The sequence below is a fragment of the Petrimonas sp. genome (genome assembly GCF_963921705.1).
Lineage (GTDB): Bacteria > Bacteroidota > Bacteroidia > Bacteroidales > Dysgonomonadaceae > Petrimonas > Petrimonas sulfuriphila.
This window is the reverse complement of record NZ_OY997410.1, coordinates 2,370,685-2,391,910: the sequence shown is the minus strand read 5'-3', so window position 1 is coordinate 2,391,910 and position 21,226 is coordinate 2,370,685. Positions and strand designations below refer to the sequence as shown.

Annotated in this window: 14 protein-coding genes and 1 riboswitch; of the genes, 9 read left to right on the top strand and 5 right to left on the bottom strand. The window is 43.1% G+C overall.

Going from position 1 to position 21,226, the window contains the following annotated elements; all coding sequences use genetic code 11:
* Positions 1-4 precede the first annotated feature (4 nt).
* The 3 genes from AACM02_RS09920 to AACM02_RS09910 all read right to left on the bottom strand — a co-directional run bounded on the left by AACM02_RS09920 (position 5) and on the right by AACM02_RS09910 (position 6,619).
* On the bottom strand, positions 5-2,260 hold the full coding sequence (locus tag AACM02_RS09920; protein WP_339116858.1) for a hypothetical protein: 2,256 nt from the start codon (positions 2,258-2,260) through the stop codon (positions 5-7).
* Positions 2,261-2,381: 121 nt separating this feature from the next.
* The gene (locus tag AACM02_RS09915) at positions 2,382-4,643 is read right to left on the bottom strand and encodes a hypothetical protein (protein WP_286855838.1); all 2,262 of its coding nucleotides are present in this window, start codon (positions 4,641-4,643) and stop codon (positions 2,382-2,384) included.
* A gap of 23 nt (positions 4,644-4,666) precedes the next feature.
* Positions 4,667-6,619 (bottom strand): alpha-amylase family protein, encoded by a 1,953-nt coding sequence (locus tag AACM02_RS09910; protein ID WP_339116857.1) that lies wholly within the window; start codon positions 6,617-6,619, stop codon positions 4,667-4,669.
* A gap of 359 nt (positions 6,620-6,978) precedes the next feature.
* Between AACM02_RS09910 and AACM02_RS09905 the strand changes: the two genes are divergently transcribed.
* The gene (locus tag AACM02_RS09905; protein WP_339116856.1) at positions 6,979-8,547 is read left to right on the top strand and encodes a metallophosphoesterase; all 1,569 of its coding nucleotides are present in this window, start codon (positions 6,979-6,981) and stop codon (positions 8,545-8,547) included.
* Between the two features lie 156 nt (positions 8,548-8,703).
* Here AACM02_RS09905 and nrdG read toward each other — a convergent pair whose 3' ends face one another.
* Complete coding sequence (nrdG, locus tag AACM02_RS09900; protein ID WP_332456427.1) at positions 8,704-9,165, bottom strand: anaerobic ribonucleoside-triphosphate reductase activating protein; 462 nt, start codon at positions 9,163-9,165, stop codon at positions 8,704-8,706.
* Between the two features lie 100 nt (positions 9,166-9,265).
* Positions 9,266-11,395, bottom strand: a complete 2,130-nt coding sequence (gene nrdD, locus AACM02_RS09895) for an anaerobic ribonucleoside-triphosphate reductase (RefSeq protein WP_339116855.1) — start codon at positions 11,393-11,395, stop codon at positions 9,266-9,268.
* A 120-nt stretch (positions 11,396-11,515) separates the two neighbouring features.
* A riboswitch (cobalamin riboswitch) is annotated at positions 11,516-11,730 on the bottom strand.
* A gap of 330 nt (positions 11,731-12,060) precedes the next feature.
* Between nrdD and purH the strand changes: the two genes are divergently transcribed.
* The 8 genes from purH to AACM02_RS09855 all read left to right on the top strand — a co-directional run bounded on the left by purH (position 12,061) and on the right by AACM02_RS09855 (position 21,169).
* A complete protein-coding gene (purH, locus tag AACM02_RS09890) occupies positions 12,061-13,584 on the top strand; it encodes a bifunctional phosphoribosylaminoimidazolecarboxamide formyltransferase/IMP cyclohydrolase (protein ID WP_339116854.1) in 1,524 nt (507 codons plus the stop codon).
* Between the two features lie 66 nt (positions 13,585-13,650).
* Complete coding sequence (locus AACM02_RS09885; protein WP_214062758.1) at positions 13,651-14,676, top strand: rod shape-determining protein; 1,026 nt, start codon at positions 13,651-13,653, stop codon at positions 14,674-14,676.
* Between the two features lies 1 nt (position 14,677).
* The gene (mreC, locus tag AACM02_RS09880) at positions 14,678-15,520 is read left to right on the top strand and encodes a rod shape-determining protein MreC (RefSeq protein ID WP_339116853.1); all 843 of its coding nucleotides are present in this window, start codon (positions 14,678-14,680) and stop codon (positions 15,518-15,520) included.
* The gene (gene mreD, locus AACM02_RS09875; protein WP_339116852.1) at positions 15,520-16,035 is read left to right on the top strand and encodes a rod shape-determining protein MreD; all 516 of its coding nucleotides are present in this window, start codon (positions 15,520-15,522) and stop codon (positions 16,033-16,035) included. The genes mreC and mreD overlap by 1 nt, the downstream gene beginning before the upstream one ends.
* Complete coding sequence (mrdA, locus tag AACM02_RS09870; protein ID WP_339116851.1) at positions 16,028-17,950, top strand: penicillin-binding protein 2; 1,923 nt, start codon at positions 16,028-16,030, stop codon at positions 17,948-17,950. Before mreD ends, mrdA begins: the two co-directional genes overlap by 8 nt.
* The gene (gene rodA, locus AACM02_RS09865) at positions 17,934-19,391 is read left to right on the top strand and encodes a rod shape-determining protein RodA (protein WP_339116850.1); all 1,458 of its coding nucleotides are present in this window, start codon (positions 17,934-17,936) and stop codon (positions 19,389-19,391) included. The genes mrdA and rodA overlap by 17 nt, the downstream gene beginning before the upstream one ends.
* Before the next feature lie 174 nt (positions 19,392-19,565).
* Positions 19,566-20,345, top strand: coding sequence for an SDR family oxidoreductase (locus tag AACM02_RS09860; protein ID WP_339116849.1), 780 nt, complete (start codon positions 19,566-19,568; stop codon positions 20,343-20,345).
* A 53-nt stretch (positions 20,346-20,398) separates the two neighbouring features.
* On the top strand, positions 20,399-21,169 hold the full coding sequence (locus AACM02_RS09855; RefSeq protein ID WP_339116848.1) for a tRNA threonylcarbamoyladenosine dehydratase: 771 nt from the start codon (positions 20,399-20,401) through the stop codon (positions 21,167-21,169).
* Positions 21,170-21,226: the final 57 nt, after the last annotated feature.

Genomic DNA, 21,226 nt, shown 5'->3' with positions numbered 1-21,226 from the left:
TTTTTCAATCAATGATTTTAGCATTAGATAACACGGCTAGTATTTCTTCTTTGGTAAGTTTATTCGTTCGGATATACCGTCTGTCATTTAGGGGAATAAGAATATTACCGTTCGAGTCATTAACAGGCTCTTCCTCGTCCAATCTCTTGTATAAAGTAATATCGGATGGTTTTAACTGTAGTTGAAGTTTTTTATTTCCGGATATGTGCCAATAAACAACGTAATATTCTCCCTTTCTCTGGAATATGAAAGCCCTGATTTCTTTGCTGCCTCCTGCTACGCCAGAGATTTGTTCATAAGGCACCAATTCAAATTGATTTTGTTCATTCAGTAATAGATGATGCTCTTGTTCCATATCCTGAAGCATTGTTTTTTGTTTTTCGGTGAGCCAATCAATACTTCTTACCTCTTCCCATCTCCTATAAACTTCCAGGTTATCGGCTGTTCGGGCATGTTTTTTAAATCCCTCCAAATTTGAGTTTAATGAAACAGGACAATCCCAAGCAGCAGCTACGCTAGTTACAAATTCGATCATATCAGGCTGTGTCCCAATTGATTTTTCATTAGGAACAAAATAGCCCAGCCACCCGAAATTAACCCTTGAAAAATCGGCTTTCATCCGCCTTGCTTGTTGAGCTGGCCATCTTTTTATTTCTTCCTTCAGAACATCCGGCCTGAAAACATCAAACGCATTTCCTCCACTTAGCATGTGCCAGCTAAAATGTGACTTTGCCGCTCCTTCTGCATAAATGGGTGTAGGATCAAATCTCTTATAAACTCTCCACTGCGCATAAGGGACATTAAACCAAAATGGAGGGTTAACTCCTTCTGAACCGTCGAAGTAGCAAAACTCAAATCCGGCGTTATATATGTTTTCCAGTTTTTCCGCAATTTCATCTTGTAAGCTGGTTCTCTGATCAATATAAACACTTCTTTGGGTGCCGAACTCACTTACATCAAGCAATCCAAAAATGGTACCAACCGGTAATGAATTTATGGTTGTTTTGTCAACTCCTCTTGTACAACCGATAAACTTATACGGCCACGATGTCGTATAGCTCTCGTAGGAAACCAATTCGGTTCCTATTTTTAGCACGCGCATACCATCTGCTAATGTAGTACTGACTGGATTTTGTTCCACAAATATTTCTGTGTCGCTAGTTCCCAGTGGTTTTGCCAGCGTAAAATATTTAAGCAAATTCAATCGATGATCGGGTATAGGCGTAACATACCTACTGTCTCTTCCTATATGTGAATGTAAAAAATGTAAACCGGGTGAGATGCCTTTACCCTTGATTTTTTTAAGTAAATTTTCCAAATCCTCCCTTTCATTTGGGTAAATTGATTTTCTCCAGTCATAATCTCCCTTTTTACTCCATGATGGGCCACTTTCTACAATAGCGCTATATGGAATTTTCATACTGCGAAATCCTCCCATTTTTGCATATTTTATATGTTCATCTACGTTGTCGGGAGTGATATCCGAAGCGGCATAATAAGATGCATTGTATAGTTTGTGTCTGCGACTTTCAACGCCCTTTGGCAAATTAAAATCCTCCTCCACCCGGGCGATATTGTTTAGTAAATCGCCTGTTTTGCAGACTATCAAAGCGGCTCCAACCTCTAATAGCTGAATGTCCCTTTCAACTGCCGCCTTCATTATGCGATACCCTTCACGCTTTTCTGAATTGATCCGCGCATGAATATTTGTTGCGAGTACGTTAATGGCTATTTTATTGTCCCAGCTTACATTGAGCCATTCTCCGAAGTGTTCTCGGTCGCGCACAGGCAATTGAATAAAATTCATTTCATAAACGGGAGGTAAAATCCCTTTATTTACACCAATGCCATAATCATTGCCTTCTATAAAAAAATCCTTTACCGTGAAGTTTATATAATTGGGTGTTATATCTAATTTTATACGTGCCTTATAGAAAATCAGTTCAAAATCAACAATCAGTTCGTTCCCTTCTTTTTTAACGGATTTAGCATTGAATGTTATTTTGTTTGTTGGATAAGCCAGTTTTATTTCATTGTGGAATGGCCTTTCCTGAGTGACAGAGAAAACAGGCATGTTTAATTGCTGCGAAAGACATTCTTCATTGGTTGGTTTATACAGTAGACTTTTGGCAATTCCATCTTCCCCGATAACAAATCTCATTTGATCGTTTTCAATGACGATATCCCTGTTATCATTTGTTCTTGCATCTATGTTTAATGCAACACTGGCTATGATAAGTAAGACAATAGAAAATCTCATGTTTGACGTTTGTTTTATTATTCTTATTTAAGAAATTGAATAATTACTAAAGATGTATTTGTTGAGGGGTTAATTCTTTTTGTTTAAACCACTCTAGAAATCTAACTTTACGACAGGTTTTTTAATTGAGAATTTTAGCCTTGACAAAACAATCTATTAATTGCTCTTTTGTTACTCCATTCACTTTCAGGTATCTACGGCTGTCGGCCGGGATTATTGTCTGGTTTTCTTGACTGGGGATTAAGTTAATTTCCTGTCCCAGGTTCTCGTATAGTTTTACATTATTATTGTCTATTGGTAATTCCAGTTTCTTATTTCCGGATATGTGCCAATAAACAACGTAATACTCTCCCTTTCTCTGGAATATGAAAGCCCTGATTTCTTTGCTGTTTCCCGCCGCGCCGGATATTTGCTCATAAGGCACCAACTCAAATTGATTTTGTTCATTCAGTAATAGATGATGCTCTTGTTCCGTATTTTTCAGCTCATTTTTCTGCTCTTCCGTGAGCCAATGCTTCGCTCTGACCTCCTCCCATCTTCGCACTACTTCCAGGTTGTCCGGAGTTCTTGGATGAGCTTCAAATGCCTCAAGATTAGAATGAATGGAAATCGGACAATCCCAGGCCGCTGCCACACTGGTAACGTATTCCAACATATCCGGTTGTGTTCCTACGGTTGTCTCACTTGGAACCCAATAACCCAACCATCCGAAGTTGATTCGTGTAAAATCCTGTCTCATCCGGGGAGCTTCTTCTGCCGGCCATTTTTTTGTTTCTTCCTTCAATACTTCCGGCCTGAAAACATCAAAAGCATTTCCTCCACTCAACATATGCCAGCTAAAATGTGTTTTAGCAGCCCCTTCTGCAAATAAAGGCTGGGGTTTTAACCGTTTAAATACCCTGTACTGCGCTAAAGCAACGTTGATACCGAATGGAGGATCCACCCCCTCTGAACCGTCAAAATAGAAAAATTGAAATCCGGCATCATAAATTGCCGCAATTTTTTCAGCAATTTCATCTTGTAAGCTGGTTTTCTGGTTTATATAAACACTGGTAGCGCCGAATTCACTGACATCCAGTATACCAATGGAGTATCCCTTGGGAAGGCTGTTCACCGTAGTGTTATCGATCGCCCTTTTGCATCCCGTAAATTTATAAGGTGGTACAGTAGTAAAATTCTCATATGAAATAAGTTCCGTTCCTACCTTCAAAACCCGGCATCCCTCCGCCATGACGGATCCTTCGGGATTTTGTTCTACATACACAGTCGTATCGTCCCTTCCCAGGTTTTCCGACAGATTAAATGTTTTTACGAGATTTAGCCGGTAATCGGGAACGGGAGTTACGTACTGGCTCTTTCTGCCGATATGTGAATGAAGAAAATGAACACCCGGAATGATACCTTCCGCTTTAATCTTATCCAACATTTTCTGAAGATCTTCTTTTCCATTGGGATATAACGTCTTGTCAATTTCATAACTTCCAATGATACCGTATCCTCCTCCTCCTTCAAAACTGGGGTAATAGATATTCATCAACCTGAAACCACCCATCTTGGCGTATTTGATGTGTTGATCGACATTCGTTGGATTTATGTTTGCCGTCCAATAGTATGAAGCATTGATAAAATCATTTCTACGGCTTTCTACGCCTTTGGGCAGATTAAAGTCATTCTCTATCTGAGCAATATTATCCAGCAATTTATCGGATTCAGAAACAATTAATGCAGCCCCGGTGCCTTTAAATTTTATATCCTTAATGGCACTTGCCTTCAATATTTTATACCCGTTTCGTTTCTCAAAATCGATATAGGCGTATTCATCTGTGGCTAACACATTAATAGCAGCCTTATTATCCCAACTGACATTTAGCCATTCTCCAAAATTCTCCCGGTTACGGATGGGTAATTGTAAAATACATACTTCAGTAGCGGGAGGAGGAGTTATTTTAAGGTACGAGGGATAAACGCCGTCCGTAATAAAATCGTAAAGGCTGAAACCTATATAATCAGGTGTTTCCTTGACTTGAATAACCGCTTTGTACGGAATTAATTCAAATCCAACAATGAGTTTGTCTCCCTCCCGATAAATAGTATCGGCCTGGTATGTCGTTTTCTTATTGGGGTGACCCAATTTTATTTCATTGTGGTACGGCCTTTCCTGAGTCACTGAGATAATTGCCATATTTTCTCCCTGCATCAAACACTCCTCGCCGGTAGACTTCAGTTTCAAACTCTTAGCAGCGGCATTATTACCGATAACTAATTTAAATTGTTCATTTTCGATTACAACGTCATTTTCGAGGTTGCCACTTTCATTTTTTTGCACACATGACATTAAAATGATGTTAATCAATACAAATAATGGAATAATAATTTTTTTCATAACTGCATATGTTTGTTATTTGTTTATTCTTCGATAACCAGCAGAGAGTATCCTTTGCTTTTAGGTACGTTGATATGGACATAATCACCTTCAAGGGTATAAGACAGCCTCACCTTTTCGGGTGCCAGGTAGATGTTCTTGAAATTTCTATCATCGTGGCGAAGGGATAGGGTTATGTTGTCAAGTTCAATGGGTTCTTCGATCATTTGCGTATTTCCCCTCATCTCGGGCAGATAAGAAAGCAAATGCACCATTCTTCTTTTGGGTTGTTCCGTGACAAAAACCCGGGAGAATGACGGTAAATTTTTTGTCTTTACTAACGGTTTGGCAAGAAACCGGTCGAGCACGTTGGAAAAGACTGTTCTTAACTCCACGGATGCCTTATCGTAATACCCGGAGAATATACGGTGGCTGAAATGGGCCACCTGCCCGTTAATTGTAAGCGCCGGCTTCTCCGTCACCTTGTCTGGCGGATTATAATAGAAAGCATATTCCCCATCCCAATCCCGGTTATGATATGGTTTTACAAGACGTGCCTCCGTTCTTGTTTTACCGGAGGCTTCCACTTCAATGCCGTTGGAGTATAAAGAGAGCGGCATGTCCGGCAACCCTTCATTACAATTTTCCCCTACGGTAAAATAAGCCGGATCAAACAGATTTTCTCCTAAAAATTTGATGCCCCATTCCTGTTCGAGCACAAAATGTCTCTTCTCCGGATCAAGGCCGGAGAACCCCGTTGAAATGACCGCCTTTCCTTCATTGACGTGTTTCTTCACGCGTCTTGCCGTTTCCTCGTCAAAGAGAATGTCGTCGGGAAAGATCAGCACCTTGTACTTGCTCCAGTCCGATGCCAGCGTCACCACATCGAACTGCTGCTTCAATTCGCTCAACATGCGCACCGCGCTTTTGAGTTGTCTGTCGCCCCGTATGTTTGCAATTTTCTTTGGATAGACGATGGCTATTTCAGTTATGTTCTTGGCGTTGTCGAACCAGGGTTCCATGGTCTGGAGTTCCCTGTATATTCTTTCCACCCTGTCAAGGACGGCATTCTCGAGATCCCCCCTGGGGTGAAAATGGCCTCCGATATTGGGACGCATCCCGTTGGCCAACCCGTAAAGCAACTCCGACTTGATGGCTTCCCCGGGACGTAATCCTCCAAAATCCCCCCAATCGTAAAACCGGCCCGTCATATTCAAAACCGGATAGTCGCCCAGCGTCCTTAAATAGTGGGCCATCACAGGCATAAACTCGTATCCGCTATCCGATGCCGGTAAAGACACCACATCGAAATAGGTATTTATTCCCAATAACTCTTCGTAACTCGGATAATTATTGGAAATAAGTAAATCGGGGTTTATTTTCATCGCTTCCTCCGCAATATCTTTTGCTAAACGTACTGCTGAAATTTCCGCAAAACGAGTGACCGCGCTTAAATCCGACCAATCCATATTTCTTTTCTTCATCTCTTGTACACAGACAGGACATACACAGGGATAATTGATTAAGCAATCAATCATCAGTCCCCCAACGGGATATTGGTAAAGTACTTCTTTTATCATTTCAATCAGATGATCCCTATATCCCGAGTTGTAACACATGGTACGGACATGCGGCGTAAAACGTGGTTCACGCAACGACCTGCCATCGAAATACAAGGTTGTCCACTCCCGATGCTGCAATCCTTCCTCACTACTAATACCCGCATTAAAGTATGCTCCCAATGCAATCCCTTTTCGTTGACAAGCTTCTGACAATTTGCCGAAAAGATCGTATTTTAAGGAAGGGTGTCTTGTCCCAATCCGGGTATTATAATATGCAAGCCCTTGATTACAACGAGCATGAAACACGAGATAATCGACTCCACAGTTTCTGATTCTATCGGTAAAAGTTTCTACATCAAAGTTTTCTCCCACATCGGGAATAGCCTTCATCGTATGATTATCATAGAATAAACAGTATTTAGGTTTATGTTTCATGCTATAAATCTAATGTGTTCAGTTATATAAGTTTTTCAATCGTCCCTTTTAACGTTACGGATAAATTCATGAACAAACATAATACAAATTAACATTGGTTTTTTAAATTATTTTATATAATTCACGCAGTAATTATTGTAAATAGCGCAAGATATATTATTTTATACGGCTAAAATCGCAAAAAAGGGAAAACTGTTTAAAACTACATCATGGCGTGTAGTCTGCCAGGTATGACGACGTTATCAGATCTACCCTTAACATTTCTGTAGCTAAATCTTCATTATATCTTAATGAAAAAGTAAGCGGATCGTAACATTCATTGCGTAGTTTTACTGTACGAAATTTACAATTTCTACAAAATGAAAAGAACCGTTTCATCCGTTTTCTTCTTTTGGGTTATCACTTCGTTTTTTTCCGTTGAGGCACAACATGCCCGAATTGGTGTGATATCCGATCTGCATTACACGTATCCGGCACTGATTGTTGAGAAAGGCAAAGCGCTGGAAGATTATTTACGGCGCGACAGAAAACTTCTTCTCGAAAGCGACGCCTTGTTGCGGAAATTGGTTGAGAATCTGTTGTGCGAGGATGTAAACGTAGTCCTTATTCCCGGCGACCTGACCAAAGACGGAGAATTGGTTAGTCACCGTGGAGTGGTGGAACTCTTGTCTCCGCTCAGGGAAAAAGGAGTGAAGGTATTGGTGGTTCCCGGAAATCACGATATCGACAACCCCGACGCCGTAATCTTTCACGGAGGCGAAACCCGTAAGGTTAGATCGGTTACACCTGCTGAATTTAAAGATATTTACTCGGATTACGGCTATGACAGCGCTCTCAGTCTGGATGAACATTCGTTGATTTACGTAAATGAACCTGTCGAGGGGTTAAGGATAATTTGTATCGATGCCTGTAAATATCGCGACAACACTTTTATCTCCCGGGGTGCGAAAAAAGATTCGTGTGTCACTCACGGTACCGTAAAACCTGGAACCATGAACTGGATAAAAAATGAAGTCCGGCTTGCTAAGTTATTGGGAAAACAAGTGATTGCCATGATGCATCACGGAGTAGTGGAACATTTCGACCATCAGTCTTTTTTTGCTAGCCCTTACCTCGTCGATAATTTCGAATGGGTTCAGCAATCATTCATGGAAGCCGGCCTGAATGTTGTGTTTACCGGACACTTTCATGCATCGGATATTGCCCGAATCGAAGATGAAAAAAGCAATTATCTTTACGATATTGAGACAGGCTCCGTTGTGACTTATCCGTGTCCTTACCAGGTGATTGATCTTTCGAATAACCATCTGGACATACAAACAAAATTAACGGATAGTATAGATTTTCCTATTCCTTCGGGTATGAATTTCCAGGCTTATGCGAAAAAGATGGTTGATGTAGGCTTTAATGAGATGATATCGGCTCTTATCAGTGAATATCATTCATCCTTGCCTGTATATTTACCCCGATGGCTTAAGGGGATAATCCGCATTCCCGATGCGGAGAAGTTTACGGATATGGTATTGTCCAACTTGTCTCCCTCGGCTGTGGAAATGCTTGTTGCGCATTACGGAGGAAACGAAAACAATATAGAGAATGCGCACCGGCATAAAGAGGAGTTGTTATTAGCCATTGACAGTTTTGTGCGTGACTTGTGTAAAGCATCTGCTGGAAGCTTGTCGGGGATTATAGAGAAACTTGTTGTACGCAGCAAGACGATTAAAAAGACCAAACAGGCCGTCTCAAGCATTTGGGAAAACACTTTTCTTACGGGAAAGGGAGTCGTAAAGGGAAGGCTGATGGATAACTCTATAAACGACTTGAATTATTTTCTAACACTCAATACTAATGAAAATATAAACAACGGAAACTTTTACGCTAATGAAAATGTCAACGATGAGGTAGAAGTGAAGTTGTTTTCCGAATAATATTTTTCATTCTCTCTATTTTAAGCGGCTCTACTCACCGCTCTACGCAGCCGGCAAGTGATTGTAGGCTGTTTTTTATGAGCAGAGTTAACTAAAAGGCACGCCAATCACTTGGAATGCCTTTTCAAAATAATAAATAAAAAGTAGAGAGTTTTTTTATTTCTGCATTTCTGCTGTAATGTCCTTAAAACTGCCGCCTGTAAACCTGTACAACCGTTGATTGGTTGTTTTTTTGTTTAACCCTCCCAGTGCTTCCAGATAGGGGCCTGTTTTCACATAATCAAAACGACCAGTAGCCATAGGATGCAGGTTACTGTTTCCTGAATACCATGCCGTTTTAAGCTTTCCTTTCCAACCCATCCGGATATGGTTTGCCAGCTGGCATACCTCTTCGGCATGAGCATCGCCCCCCATAAAACAGATGCAGGTGATTGAATGCTCATAGAGCTGCAGCAGTCTCGAAAGGGCTCCTTCGTTCAGTTCCTCCCCTATGTCTTGCTGCAGGTGAGGACTGTGGCACCCTTTGCAGCGGTGCGGGCAACCCGACAGGTTGACGGCTAACGTCACCTCGTCGGGAATCTCTTGAAAAACAATATCATAGTCTGTATATTTAAGCATAAAAATTATCTTATGGTTGAAATGTCCGCTTTTCTGTAATACCTTTCTGGCATCTCATTCTCAAACATAGCTTTGGTATGCTTGCGGCTAATGTATAACCTTAATAAATAATAGGTTCCTCTTTAGGCTTCTCTGTTGTGTCCGGCTTTCCGTAATGTCTTCTTTCCGCTTCCGCTTGCCGGGCAGCCGAGAAATTGCTCACCCTCTTCATATAGCCGATAATGCGTGTGAGGTAGTCCACATTCAGGGATCTGCATCCGGGGCATTCTTTCAGAAAGCGCTTGTCGATGACGCCACAATCGTTGCATACGGTATTTGGAATGTTGAAGGTGAAATAGTTGCAGCCTTCGTGGGCTGCTACGCGCAATAACTGTCGGTATTGTGCTTTTGAGAGATGTTCCTCCAGGTTCAGGTGAAGCGCCGATCCGCCCGTCAGGTGCTCAATATAGTCCCGTCCATGCAGGCGGAACTTGTCGATCACGTTCAGCGATGGATCTTCCACCCGGTAAAAATAGCTATTGTAGCAGTCGCGCGGTACAAAATAACCGTCCTCCCTGTCCCATTTGGCATGTTTCACGCCCACGTTTTCCGCGGGAATCATCTCACAGTTGAACATCAATTCTCTCGACCGGTATTTTTTGTTGTATCGCTCAATGATCCCGAGCACCTCCTGTACGAAGGCCTTATATTGAGGATTGTGGTTGATGGCTATCCCCAGCGATTCAGCCGCCTCCACTAACCCATTTACACCGATAGTAAGGTATTGACGGTCCAAGTTGATGTATCCCGCGTCGAACAACGGTAGCATCCCTTTTTGTTGGAACATCTTCAGGTTTTCGTTATAGGCGGTCTGTACCTTGTGTGTCAAGTCCACCACCTCTTCAAGGAAAATGCTGTAGGGTTGTCCCGTACGTTTTGCGAACTGAACGCAGCGGTTCAGGTTGATGGTGAGCACGCTTTTCGATCCGGTGGACACTCCGCCGGCCCCCAATGTATAACTGAACCCGTTGTCCTGAATCTTGTTGCGCAGGCGACAGCAGCTCGATAATGAGTCGGCATTGTCGCTCATATAGGTAAAGAAAGAGTGTCCTTCGGCATACATTTCGGCGGTAAAATCGGAATATTCTGTATCGATCACATCCTCTTCCCGCGAGAGCAATGCCATCGTTTCCACCGGAAAGGTAAGCACGGTTTTGGTGCGTTCCTTGTTAAACCATTTCATAAATCGTTTCTGTAACCAGCTGAGCGATTCCCATACGGGGCGTGATCCGTCGGGAAAAAGGAATTCCCCGAACAGGCTTTCGAAGTAGAGCCTGTCGTAGTAGGAAATATTCCAGAAAACCGCCTGGAAATTACGTGCTCCCGTAGGCTGGTTGATGGAATAAACGATCTGTTCGAAGCAGTCGGTAATCATTTTGTCTATTGTTCGTTGCCTCCTTGACAGGTCCACCACGTCCCCGGAACGCCCGAAATAGTCGTCGCCGTACTCTTTTCGGATAAAATAGTCCAGGTACATCAGGAACTCGGGCGTGGCGCAGGCGCCGCTGAGCATGCTCGACACGATGAACACCATATTGATGAACCCACCGCAGAACGATTTCAGGTTGGTCGGGGGCATGGAGTTGCCACCGATGGGAAGGGTGCCGTTCAGCAACCACGGGTACATCGTGATGCTGGCACAGTAGTTGGCTAGGCTGGTCTCATCGTTTTTATAGATAAAATGCTCGTTCAGCATACCGATGTATTTGTCGGCAAGCTCCTTCCCGTAGATCTCCTTCATACGGTCGGTGATCATTTTCCGGTTTAGGTCAATGAAGTTCTTTTTGGGTAATTCCCCGATGAGGGTGGCAATGTTTTTCTTCTCTACGTTGGCATTGGCATCGAACTTGCTTCCCGTTGCTGCGTTCTGTGCGTTGCAATAGTTCATCAGGAAGTTCATCTTGCTCTGGATTTCACGTGTTTCGGTATGTTTCTGCCGGTAGAGCATGTATGCTTTTGCAACGGCGAAGTATTTTTCCCTCATCAGCGCTGTTTCTACCTGGTTCTGAATTTCTTCCACAGTCATGCCGTCAGAAATGTGGAGGTGGGAGAGGAGCGTGATAAAGTCCTCTTCGGTGGCGAAAGATCCTACCGCCAGAAATGCTTTTGCAACGGCATTTCTGATTTTCTCGATGGAGAAGGGAACCTTTTTCCCGTCTCGTTTTACAATAAAAATTTCTTTGTTGCCCATATTTAGACATTTAGATAATTGGATAAATAGCCCTTGAAACCTGCAAACCTGCCAGTTTTTAAAATAACAAATAGGGATATCAAATTTTTAACCGTCTTTTTACCCGAAAGACATCAAAAAGAGTATATAAATACATCTGGCAGGTCTTCTGACTTACTCCCGTGTCTGAACGCCTTCCCGTTCCGGTTTATCGAAACAGTGGCTATGGAGGTGTTTGTTCAGCACGCAAAAAAAGAGCTTACAGCAGCGGGAACTGTTGCCGATTTTCACGGCATTCCCTTTTATTTTATTCATAAAGACAACTATGAATAAAAACCAAATGTTACCACAAAGGTAAATTTACTTTTTTAGAAAACCAATAAAGTTTTCCGGAAAAGTTATCAACATAGGTGCTTTTATTTTTTATATTTCTGATTATTAAATTTATATATTTTAATTTCGATAGTTCCTTGATTAAATTCAAGTGACAATATTTTCTTTTTTTTCTACTGATTAATTGCTATACTTTGCATAATTATTTAAAAAAGCATGATAAAAGCGGTCGCCATCCGGTCGCACAACCCCGAACAGCTTCTTTTTCTCAAAAATTCATAAAACAAACTCCAATTTCACAAAAATGACCGATAGATTTTATACCTTTGTATTCTTTAAAAAAATAATCATTGATGTCAAAGAAAATAAATTCGGCACTCATTTCGGTATACCACAAAGACGGCCTGGAGGAGATATTGAAATTGCTGAACAGTTTAAACGTAAAGCTTATATCAACGGGGGGAACCCGTGATTTTATCCAGTCGTTGGGTTATGAGTGTGAATCGGTGGAGGATGTTACCGGCTATCCATCTATTCTAGGCGGACGGGTAAAGACACTGCATCCTAAAGTTTTCGGGGGAATTCTGTACCGCCGTGACGAGGAGCAGGACCGGAAAATCATCAAATCCTATGATATTCCCTCTATAGACCTGGTCATCGTTGATTTATATCCGTTTGAAGAAACCGTAGCTACACAAGCTCCCGAAGATGAAATTATCGAGAAAATAGATATTGGCGGAATCTCGCTTATTCGCGGGGCTGCCAAAAACTTTAAAGATGTGATTGTTGTGGCTTCCATGAAGCAATATAAACCGTTGCTCGATCTGTTAAAAAAGAAAAGCGGAAATACCGACATTGAGGATCGGCGCTGGTTTGCCAAGGAAGCCTTTGCCGTTTCATCGGGATACGATTCGGCTATTTTTAATTATTTCGACAAGGGCGAAAGCCCCGTTTTGCGGATTTCTGCCGACAGTGGCAAAACATTGAGATACGGGGAAAATCCGCATCAAAAGGGCGTTTTTTACGGTAACTTTAATGAAATATTTGAGCAGTTGCACGGCAAAGAGATTTCGTACAACAACCTGCTCGACATAGACGCCGCCGTTTCGTTGATTGCCGATTTTGATGAAACAGCCTTGGCTATTCTGAAGCACAATAATGCTTGTGGCATGGCCTGTCGGAGTACGGTAAAAGAAGCCTGGGATGCAGCTCTAGCGGCTGATCCTATCTCTGCTTTCGGCGGAATTGTGGTTACTAACCGTCAGGTGGATGCAGATGCCGCTAAAGTCATAAATGAAATTTTCTTCGAAGTAATTATTGCTCCCGATTATTCGCAGGATGCGCTCAATATCCTGTTCCAGAAGAAGAACCGGATCATCCTCAAGCAAAAAATAACCGGAAAGGAGGCGAACAATACACAGGTCCGTTCTGCATTAAACGGATTCCTGGTGCAGGATAAAGATACGAGTATTCAGACAAGAAGCGATTTAACGGTGGTAACCGCAAAAGTTCCAACGGAAAAAGAAACGGAAGATCTGCTGTTCGCAAATATCCTGGTGAAACATACGAAGTCGAACGCTATAGTGCTGGCGAAAAACAAGCAATTGATTGCTAGCGGGACCGGACAAACATCGCGAGTGGATGCGTTGAATCAGGCGATAGAGAAAGCAGGAACGTTTAAATTTAACCTTAACGGGGCCGTAATGGCATCGGACGCTTTCTTTCCTTTCCCCGATTGCGTTGAAATAGCGCATAAAGCCGGAATAACAGCTGTAGTTCAGCCGGGAGGCTCCATCAAGGATGCAGAGTCGGTTGCTTACTGTAACGAAAACGGCCTGGCCATGGTTACAACCGGGATCAGGCATTTTAAACATTGATTGAGAAGCCAGGGGTGGGTTCTCGCAGTGTGAACACACCCTGCAACTCGTAACAAACATAACAATATGGGATTATTTTCATTCACACAAGAGTTGGCAATGGACCTGGGAACCGCCAACTCCATTATTGTAAACAATGCCGGAAAAATTCTGCTGGACGAGCCGTCCATAGTGGCATTGGACCGCAAGACCGACAGGATGATCGCGCTGGGCGAGAAGGCCCGCCAAATGCACGGAAAAACACACGAAAACATACATACGGTCAGGCCCCTGAGGGATGGTGTAATCGCTGATTTTAACGCCGCAGAACAGATGATTCGCGGTATGATTAAAATGGCTACAAAAAACAAAGGCGGATTATTTTCGCCGTCACTTCGGGTAGTAATCTGTATTCCGTCAGGAAGCACCGAAGTGGAAATCCGTGCGGTTCGTGACTCAGCTGAACATGCCGGAGGACGCGATGTTTACATGCTCTTCGAGCCTATGGCAGCTGCTCTGGGTATCGGCCTGGATGTGGAGATTCCCGAAGGGAACATGATTGTGGACATAGGTGGGGGAACAACAGAGATTGCTGTGATCTCACTGGGCGGGATAGTATCGAACAAATCGATAAAGATTGCCGGTGACGACCTCACCGAAGACATTATGGATTATATGGGGCGTCAGCACAACATGAAAGTGGGAGAGAGAACCGCCGAACAGATCAAGATTAATGTAGGCTCCGTCTTGACCGAGCTTCAGGATCCTCCAGAAGATTTTGTCGTTCACGGTCCTAATCGCATGACGTCTTTGCCGATGGATGTGCCCGTATCCTATCAGGAGATAGCACACTGCCTTGAAAAGTCGATCTCTAAAGTGGATTCAGCGGTGCTTAGTGCACTGGAACAAACTCCCCCGGAGTTATATGCCGATATTGTACGTAATGGAATTTACCTGACAGGAGGCGGTGCTTTGCTTCGTGGTTTGGATAAACGGCTGACCGATAAAATCGGTATTCCGTTCAAAGTAGTAGATGATCCGTTACACGTGGTAGCCAAAGGAACAGGTATTGCTTTAAGAAACATTGATAAGTTTACATTCCTGATGAGATAGGATGAAAAACCTTCTCTCGTTTATTATCAGAAACAGTTCGTGGCTGGTAGCAATCGGCTTGATTGTTATCAGCTTCTATCTGGTATTTTCTTATAATTCTTATCAGAGAAGTGTATACCTCACATCTGCAAACAAGGCTACTGGCTGGTTTTACGAGATTTCTGACAAAGCAACGGCTTTTATCTATTTAAACAAGAGCAACAAGCTTTTACTGGAACGGAATGCACGGCTCGAAGAAGAACTATACTCGTTAAAGTCCTACTTGTCGGACACGCAAAGGGACACGTTAACAACGAATGCTTTTCTGAGTGATTCCATTCCAGCCTCAAGGTTTTCGTTTGTTCCCGCTGAAGTGATCAATGTCAGTTTTTCGGGCCCAAACAATTTTATCACGGTAAACAAAGGTTCCATACACGGTGTCAAACCTGATATGGGTGTAGTTTCACAAAATGGAGTGGTGGGAGTAGTGTTGAAGACCTCTCCATCATTTTCAGTGGTTATTCCCATTATAAATCCGAAATTCAGGTTGAGTGCCAAACTGAAAAATTCCAACAATACGGGATCAATTTCGTGGGACGGCAAGGATTTGATTACAGCGCAGATAGGAGAACTTCCCAAACACGAAGTCTTTCAACCGGGAGACACGGTAGTGACCAGTTTTTCACGCATTTTCCCAAAAGATATTGTTATTGGATACGTTACCGGGCAGATTTTATCTAAAGATGACAATTTCAATACGTTAAATTTGCGAATAGCTACTGATTTTTATTCTGTGAGGGATATTCTTATTATAAATGATGCGCATTTTGACGAACAGAATGAATTAGAAAATTCAATTCCATAATGAAAGCGGTTTCCATATTCAAAGAGATTTTGCTGTTCGTAATATTGGTATTGCTACAAGTATTGCTGCTTAATCGTATTGCTGTTTTTGGATTGGCTGTGCCTATTCTGTATATCTATTTTCTCATAAAACTGCCTTACGGAAGAAACCGGTTCTATGTAATTGTTTCGGGTTTCCTGTTGGGAATTGTTATCGATATTTTTTTGAATACACCCGGTATGAATGCTGCTGCCACAACCATTACTGCTACACTGAGAAGCATGGTGTTAAACCTGTTTTATCCCAAAAATGAGTACGAAGACCTGGTTCCCGGTATTCATACGTCAACAGCGGCTTTTGTGAAATTTACAGTAATGATGGTATTGTTGCATCAGACGTTGCTCTTTTTTATCGAAGCCTTCACACTCTTTAATTTAACCAGCACCCTTATCCGGATTGGGTCTTCTTCGATACTGACTATTGTCCTGATTCTGGCACTGGATTCCCTATCAATCAGGAGAGAGAAAAGTGGTTAACAATAACAAGTCATACGAGAAAAGGAAGTATATCATTGCGTCTGTTGTCGTGGTAACGCTATTGGTGTATATTGCACAACTATTTAATTTGCAGATTCTTAGTCCGGAATATAGAAACTTTGCCGACAGCAACGCTTTTTTCAGAAAAACACTTTATCCGGCACGTGGAGCCATTTATGACAGAAACGGCGAATTGGTCGTTTTCAATCAGCCCACATACGATGTCATGATGGTTGTCCGTGAAATGAAGCAATTTGACACGCTCGATTTTTGTAACACGCTAAACATCGACAAAGCAGCTTTTCTACAGCTGGAAGCCGAAATGAAAGACCGGCGAAAAAATCCAGGCTATTCCTCCTATACACCGCAGCTTTTCATGTCGCAACTCGATGTGGAAGAATACGGCTTGTTGCAGGAAAAGTTGTACAAGTTCCCTGGAATTTATATTCAAAACCGGACCGAGCGTCAATACAAATATCCTAATATGGGGTTGATATTGGGGTACGTGGGCATAGTAGACAAAAATAAGATGGATGCTGATCCGTATTATACCCGTACTGATTATGTGGGAAAGTCTGGGATCGAACTTTCTCACGAAGAAGACTTGCGGGGTGAAAAAGGAGTGGAAGTCCTTTTGCGCGACGCACACGGTCGCGTACAGGGAAAATACCGTGATGGAGAATTTGACAAATCGCCCGTTTCAGGTCGCGATTTAACGCTGGCCATTGACATTAATTTGCAAGCGTACGGGGAATACCTGATGCAGAACAAAATCGGGTCCATTATTATGATTGAACCCAAAACAGGCGAAATCCTTTGTATGGTGGCTGCACCTTCTTATGATCCGTCGATCCTGACCGGAAAAAACTTCAGCCAGAATTACCTTCAACTCGAACAGGATCCTTACAAGCCGTTGATCAACCGGGCTGTTTCGGGATTGTATCCACCCGGATCCACTTTTAAGCCCTCACAAGGATTGATTTTTCTGGAAGAAGGAATCATTACTCCTGATACCCGGTACAGCTGTTTCGGAGGCTATCCGCCATTGGGAGGGCGTCCTGCCTGTCACGGACACGCTTCACCGCTCAGCCTGCAGCCGGCACTGGCCACTTCGTGCAACTCGTTTTTCTGTTATGGACTTAACGCCATGCTTAATAACCGTACCAAATACAGTAGTACTATTGAGGCTTTTGAGGTTTGGAAAGAGCACATGGTTGATCTGGGATTCGGCTATAAAACAGATGTAGATTTACCTTCTGAAAAAAGGGGATTTATCCCTAACAGCAAATATTATTCAAATGCATTTAAGAATGATAGATGGGTGGCTCATAACATCATTTCTATTGCTATTGGACAAGGAGAAATATTGGCCACGCCCTTGCAGCTTGCCAATTATACAGCGCTAATCGCCAACAGGGGTTATTACCATAAACCGCATGTGGTGAAAGCCAGAAAAGGTGCTCCGTTAGATACGCTCTTCAGTAAACGAAGAGAGTCGAACATCCGCCGCGAGCATTTTGAACTGACGGTTGCGGGAATGGCCGATGCCGTAACGCACGGAACCTGCCGAAGGGCAAATATGGAACCGTTCTTAACGGTTTGCGGCAAGACGGGAACGGCCGAAAACCCGCACGGGGAAGATCACTCCCTGTTCATCGGGTTTGCTCCGAAGGACGACCCGAAAGTGGCCATTGCCGTGATTGTGGAAAACGGAGGCTTTGGAGCCACGAACGCCGTTCCTATCGGAAGATTAATGATGCAGAAGTACTTGATGGGAGAAATTATGCCACAGGACCAGGTGTTGGAAAAAACTATTGCCAGCCGGGTGATTTTACCGTTTGCGTACAGAAGAAATGCTTCTGCCCAACGCATCGATACCACAGCAACTCAAGTTAGAAATGTACAGAGGAACTAGGGAAATACAGGAAAAGGGAAGGGTAGACCGCTTTACTGCGCTTATGTACCTACTCTTTATAGTGCTGGGTTGGTTGAACATTTATGCGGCCAGCTTCGACCTGGAGAATGCGGTGAGCATGTTCGACCTTTCCGGCCGGGCCGGGATGCAACTTGTTTGGATGGGTACCTCGTTGCTGCTTGCGTTTGCCCTCCTCAAAATTGATACTTCATTTTACGAAACGTATGCCTTTGTAGCTTATATCGCCGGAATCGCATTGTTGATCATTACCCTTGTTGTCGCGCCCGAAATCAAAGGTTCACGTTCGTGGTTGGTGATAGGTCCGGTACGGTTGCAGCCTGCCGAATTTATGAAGTTTATCATAGCACTTACGCTGGCAAAGATTTTCAACGTGTACAATTTTCGTTTGATGGAAAGGAAAAACCTGATCATCGTATTCTCCTTAATTTTCCTTCCGTTGGTGCTGGTGATACTGCAAAGTGAAACAGGCACCGCACTGGTTTACCTGAGCCTTATTTTTGTGTTGTACCGTGAGGGGCTACCTGGTGGAATTCTTTTCATGGGTGTGGCGGCAATTTTATATTTTGTACTGGCTATCCGTTTTTCGGACGTTCAACTGGGAATGTTGTCCGTCGGCGAGTTCATCGCAGTTATACTGATTATTGTTTTTGCTGCCGCCATGGTCTGGAACTACGTAAAACGCCGAGAAACGGCTTTCATCATCATCGGACTAGGATTGATTGTCCTGGCAGCCGGATGGATTATGCATTTTTTTAATCTTCCTGTCAATCCCGGTTTATTGGCGCTTGTGGCATTAGGATTGGTCGCGGTTTACCTGGCTTACTTGTCGCTTCGGTTTTGGAAAAAGGTTTATTTGTATATCTTGTTGTTTGTTGTGGGTTCGTTCGCGTTTGTTGAATCGAGTGAGTATGTTTTTAACGATGTCCTGCAACCGCACCAGCAAATGCGCATCAAGGTAACGTTGGGAATGGAGCAGGATTTGCGTGGATCGGGTTATCACGTGGGGCAATCGAAAATAGCCATTGGATCGGGCGGGATGTCTGGAAAGGGTTTCTTGAACGGCACACAAACCAAACTGAAATATGTCCCCGAGCAAGACACCGATTTTATTTTCTGCACGATAGGCGAAGAGTGGGGCTTTATCGGTTCAACCATTATTCTCCTGCTTTTTGCCGTGTTCATACTGAGGCTTATTTCTTTGGCGGAACGACAGACCACAATCTTTGGCCGCGTGTATGGCTATGGTGTTGTAAGTATATTTCTGTTCCATTTGCTGGTAAACATCGGAATGGTGATTGGCATTATGCCCGTAATTGGTATCCCGTTGCCATTCTTTAGTTACGGCGGTTCGTCGTTGTGGGGATTTACCATCTTGTTGTTTATTTTTCTGCGGATAGACAAAGGACGGAAAAGAGCATAAAAAGTGGATGCACACTAATTTCACAACCGGCATGCATCCTATCAATTAGAACCCAATTATTTTTCAGTTTGGCGGCATTTTTTATGCGTAGCCAGTTAACGTTTCGTTAATTGGTTCATTTTCTTCGACCGCGCTACGGAAAAAAAGTTTAATTTTGTTCCAAAATCAATAAGAATGAACCATACTGCATTAATTACGGGTGCGTCGAGGGGGCTTGGTGCTGAGTTTGCCCGGCTGTTCGCTTCAAAGGGCACAAACCTGATTCTCGTTGCCCGAAGCGAAAAAGAATTGAATGATTTGAAAGATGAATTGGAAAATACATTTAACATATCGGTACGGACGATTGCCAAAGACCTGACAAAGCCAGAAAATGTGCGGGCTGTTCACGATGAAATAAAGGACACTGGAATAGAGGTAGATTACTTGGTGAACAACGCAGGGTTTGGCGATTTTGGATATTTTGCCGATACGGAATGGGTGAGGCATAGACAAATGATCGATTTGAATATAAGTGCATTATCGCATTTATGTCATCTTTTTGTTCAGGATTGGATCCCGCGTAAATCGGGAAAAATCTTGAATATTGCATCCACAGCTGCCTTTCAACCGGGCCCGGGGATGTCGGTTTATTTTGCGTCCAAAGCATACGTGGCAAGCTTCTCACAAGCCATTGCTTACGAATTCCAAAAATACGGCATTACCGTCACTGCACTTTGTCCCGGACCCGTCAGAACCAATTTTGGGATAGCTGCCCGGATGCAGCACCCAAACGGATTTCTGAAAGACATGAAAACGCCTTTGCCGGGGGAAGTGGTAGCGTTTGGTTATCGTGCCATGATGAAAGGAAAAACACTGGTTATTCAAGGAGGATTGAATAAATTCGTAGCCAACCTGGTCAGGTTTATTCCGCGCAAATGGCTGATAACCCTTTCCGCAAAAGTGATTTCCTGGTAAAGGAAAGCACCCGATTGATAGAAACTGTTTTGAATTTTTTCATGTCCTGTTTTATGATAAACGAAAAAGAGATATTTCAGCGAACTGAGCTCCTTATGGGAAGCCGTTATTTGGATCTCGCAGAGCGAAAGAGGGTTATTATATTTGGTGTGGGAGGAGTCGGGAGCTGGTGCGCAGAAATGCTGATAAGAAGCGGGATTACCCATCTTACGCTGGTGGATTCAGACAAGGTTGCCGTAACCAATATCAACCGGCAGCTGATGGCTACGGTGAAAACTATCGGACAAGTGAAGGTGGAGGTGTTAAAGGAACGACTGCTCGAAATAAATCCCAATGCCGAAATTGTTTCTATGCAAGTAGTGTATAGTCCGGAGACCGCCGGTTCCTTTAAGCTCGAATCGTATGATTTCATTATTGATGCTATCGACAGCCTTTCCAATAAAGTTCATCTTATACGTTTAGCCTCGCAAATGCCTGGAGTTTTCTTTTCATCGATGGGTGCGGCGTTGAAGATTGACCCTTCCTACATCAGGGTAGATGAGTTTTGGAAAGTGAAAGGTTGTCCCCTGGCTGCCGCACTCCGGACAAGAATAAAGAAACTTGGCGGGCTGGAAAAAAAATTCCTTTGTGTCTACAGCAATGAAGCGCGTGAAAACAAAGGAGAAAAATCGTTTCTAGAGGAGAGTAATGCTCCTGTTTCTCAATGGGATACAAAAAAAGCGCGAATTAACGGTACAATGTCTTACCTGCCGGCAATTTTCGGAATGACACTGGCTTCACTTGTGGTAAAGGATATAGACATTCATTCGGGAGGTGAATCCTGAAAGTTAACCTTTTTAACCTCCATGTGTTTTTTAACAGATAAGTCTTCTACGATAAAA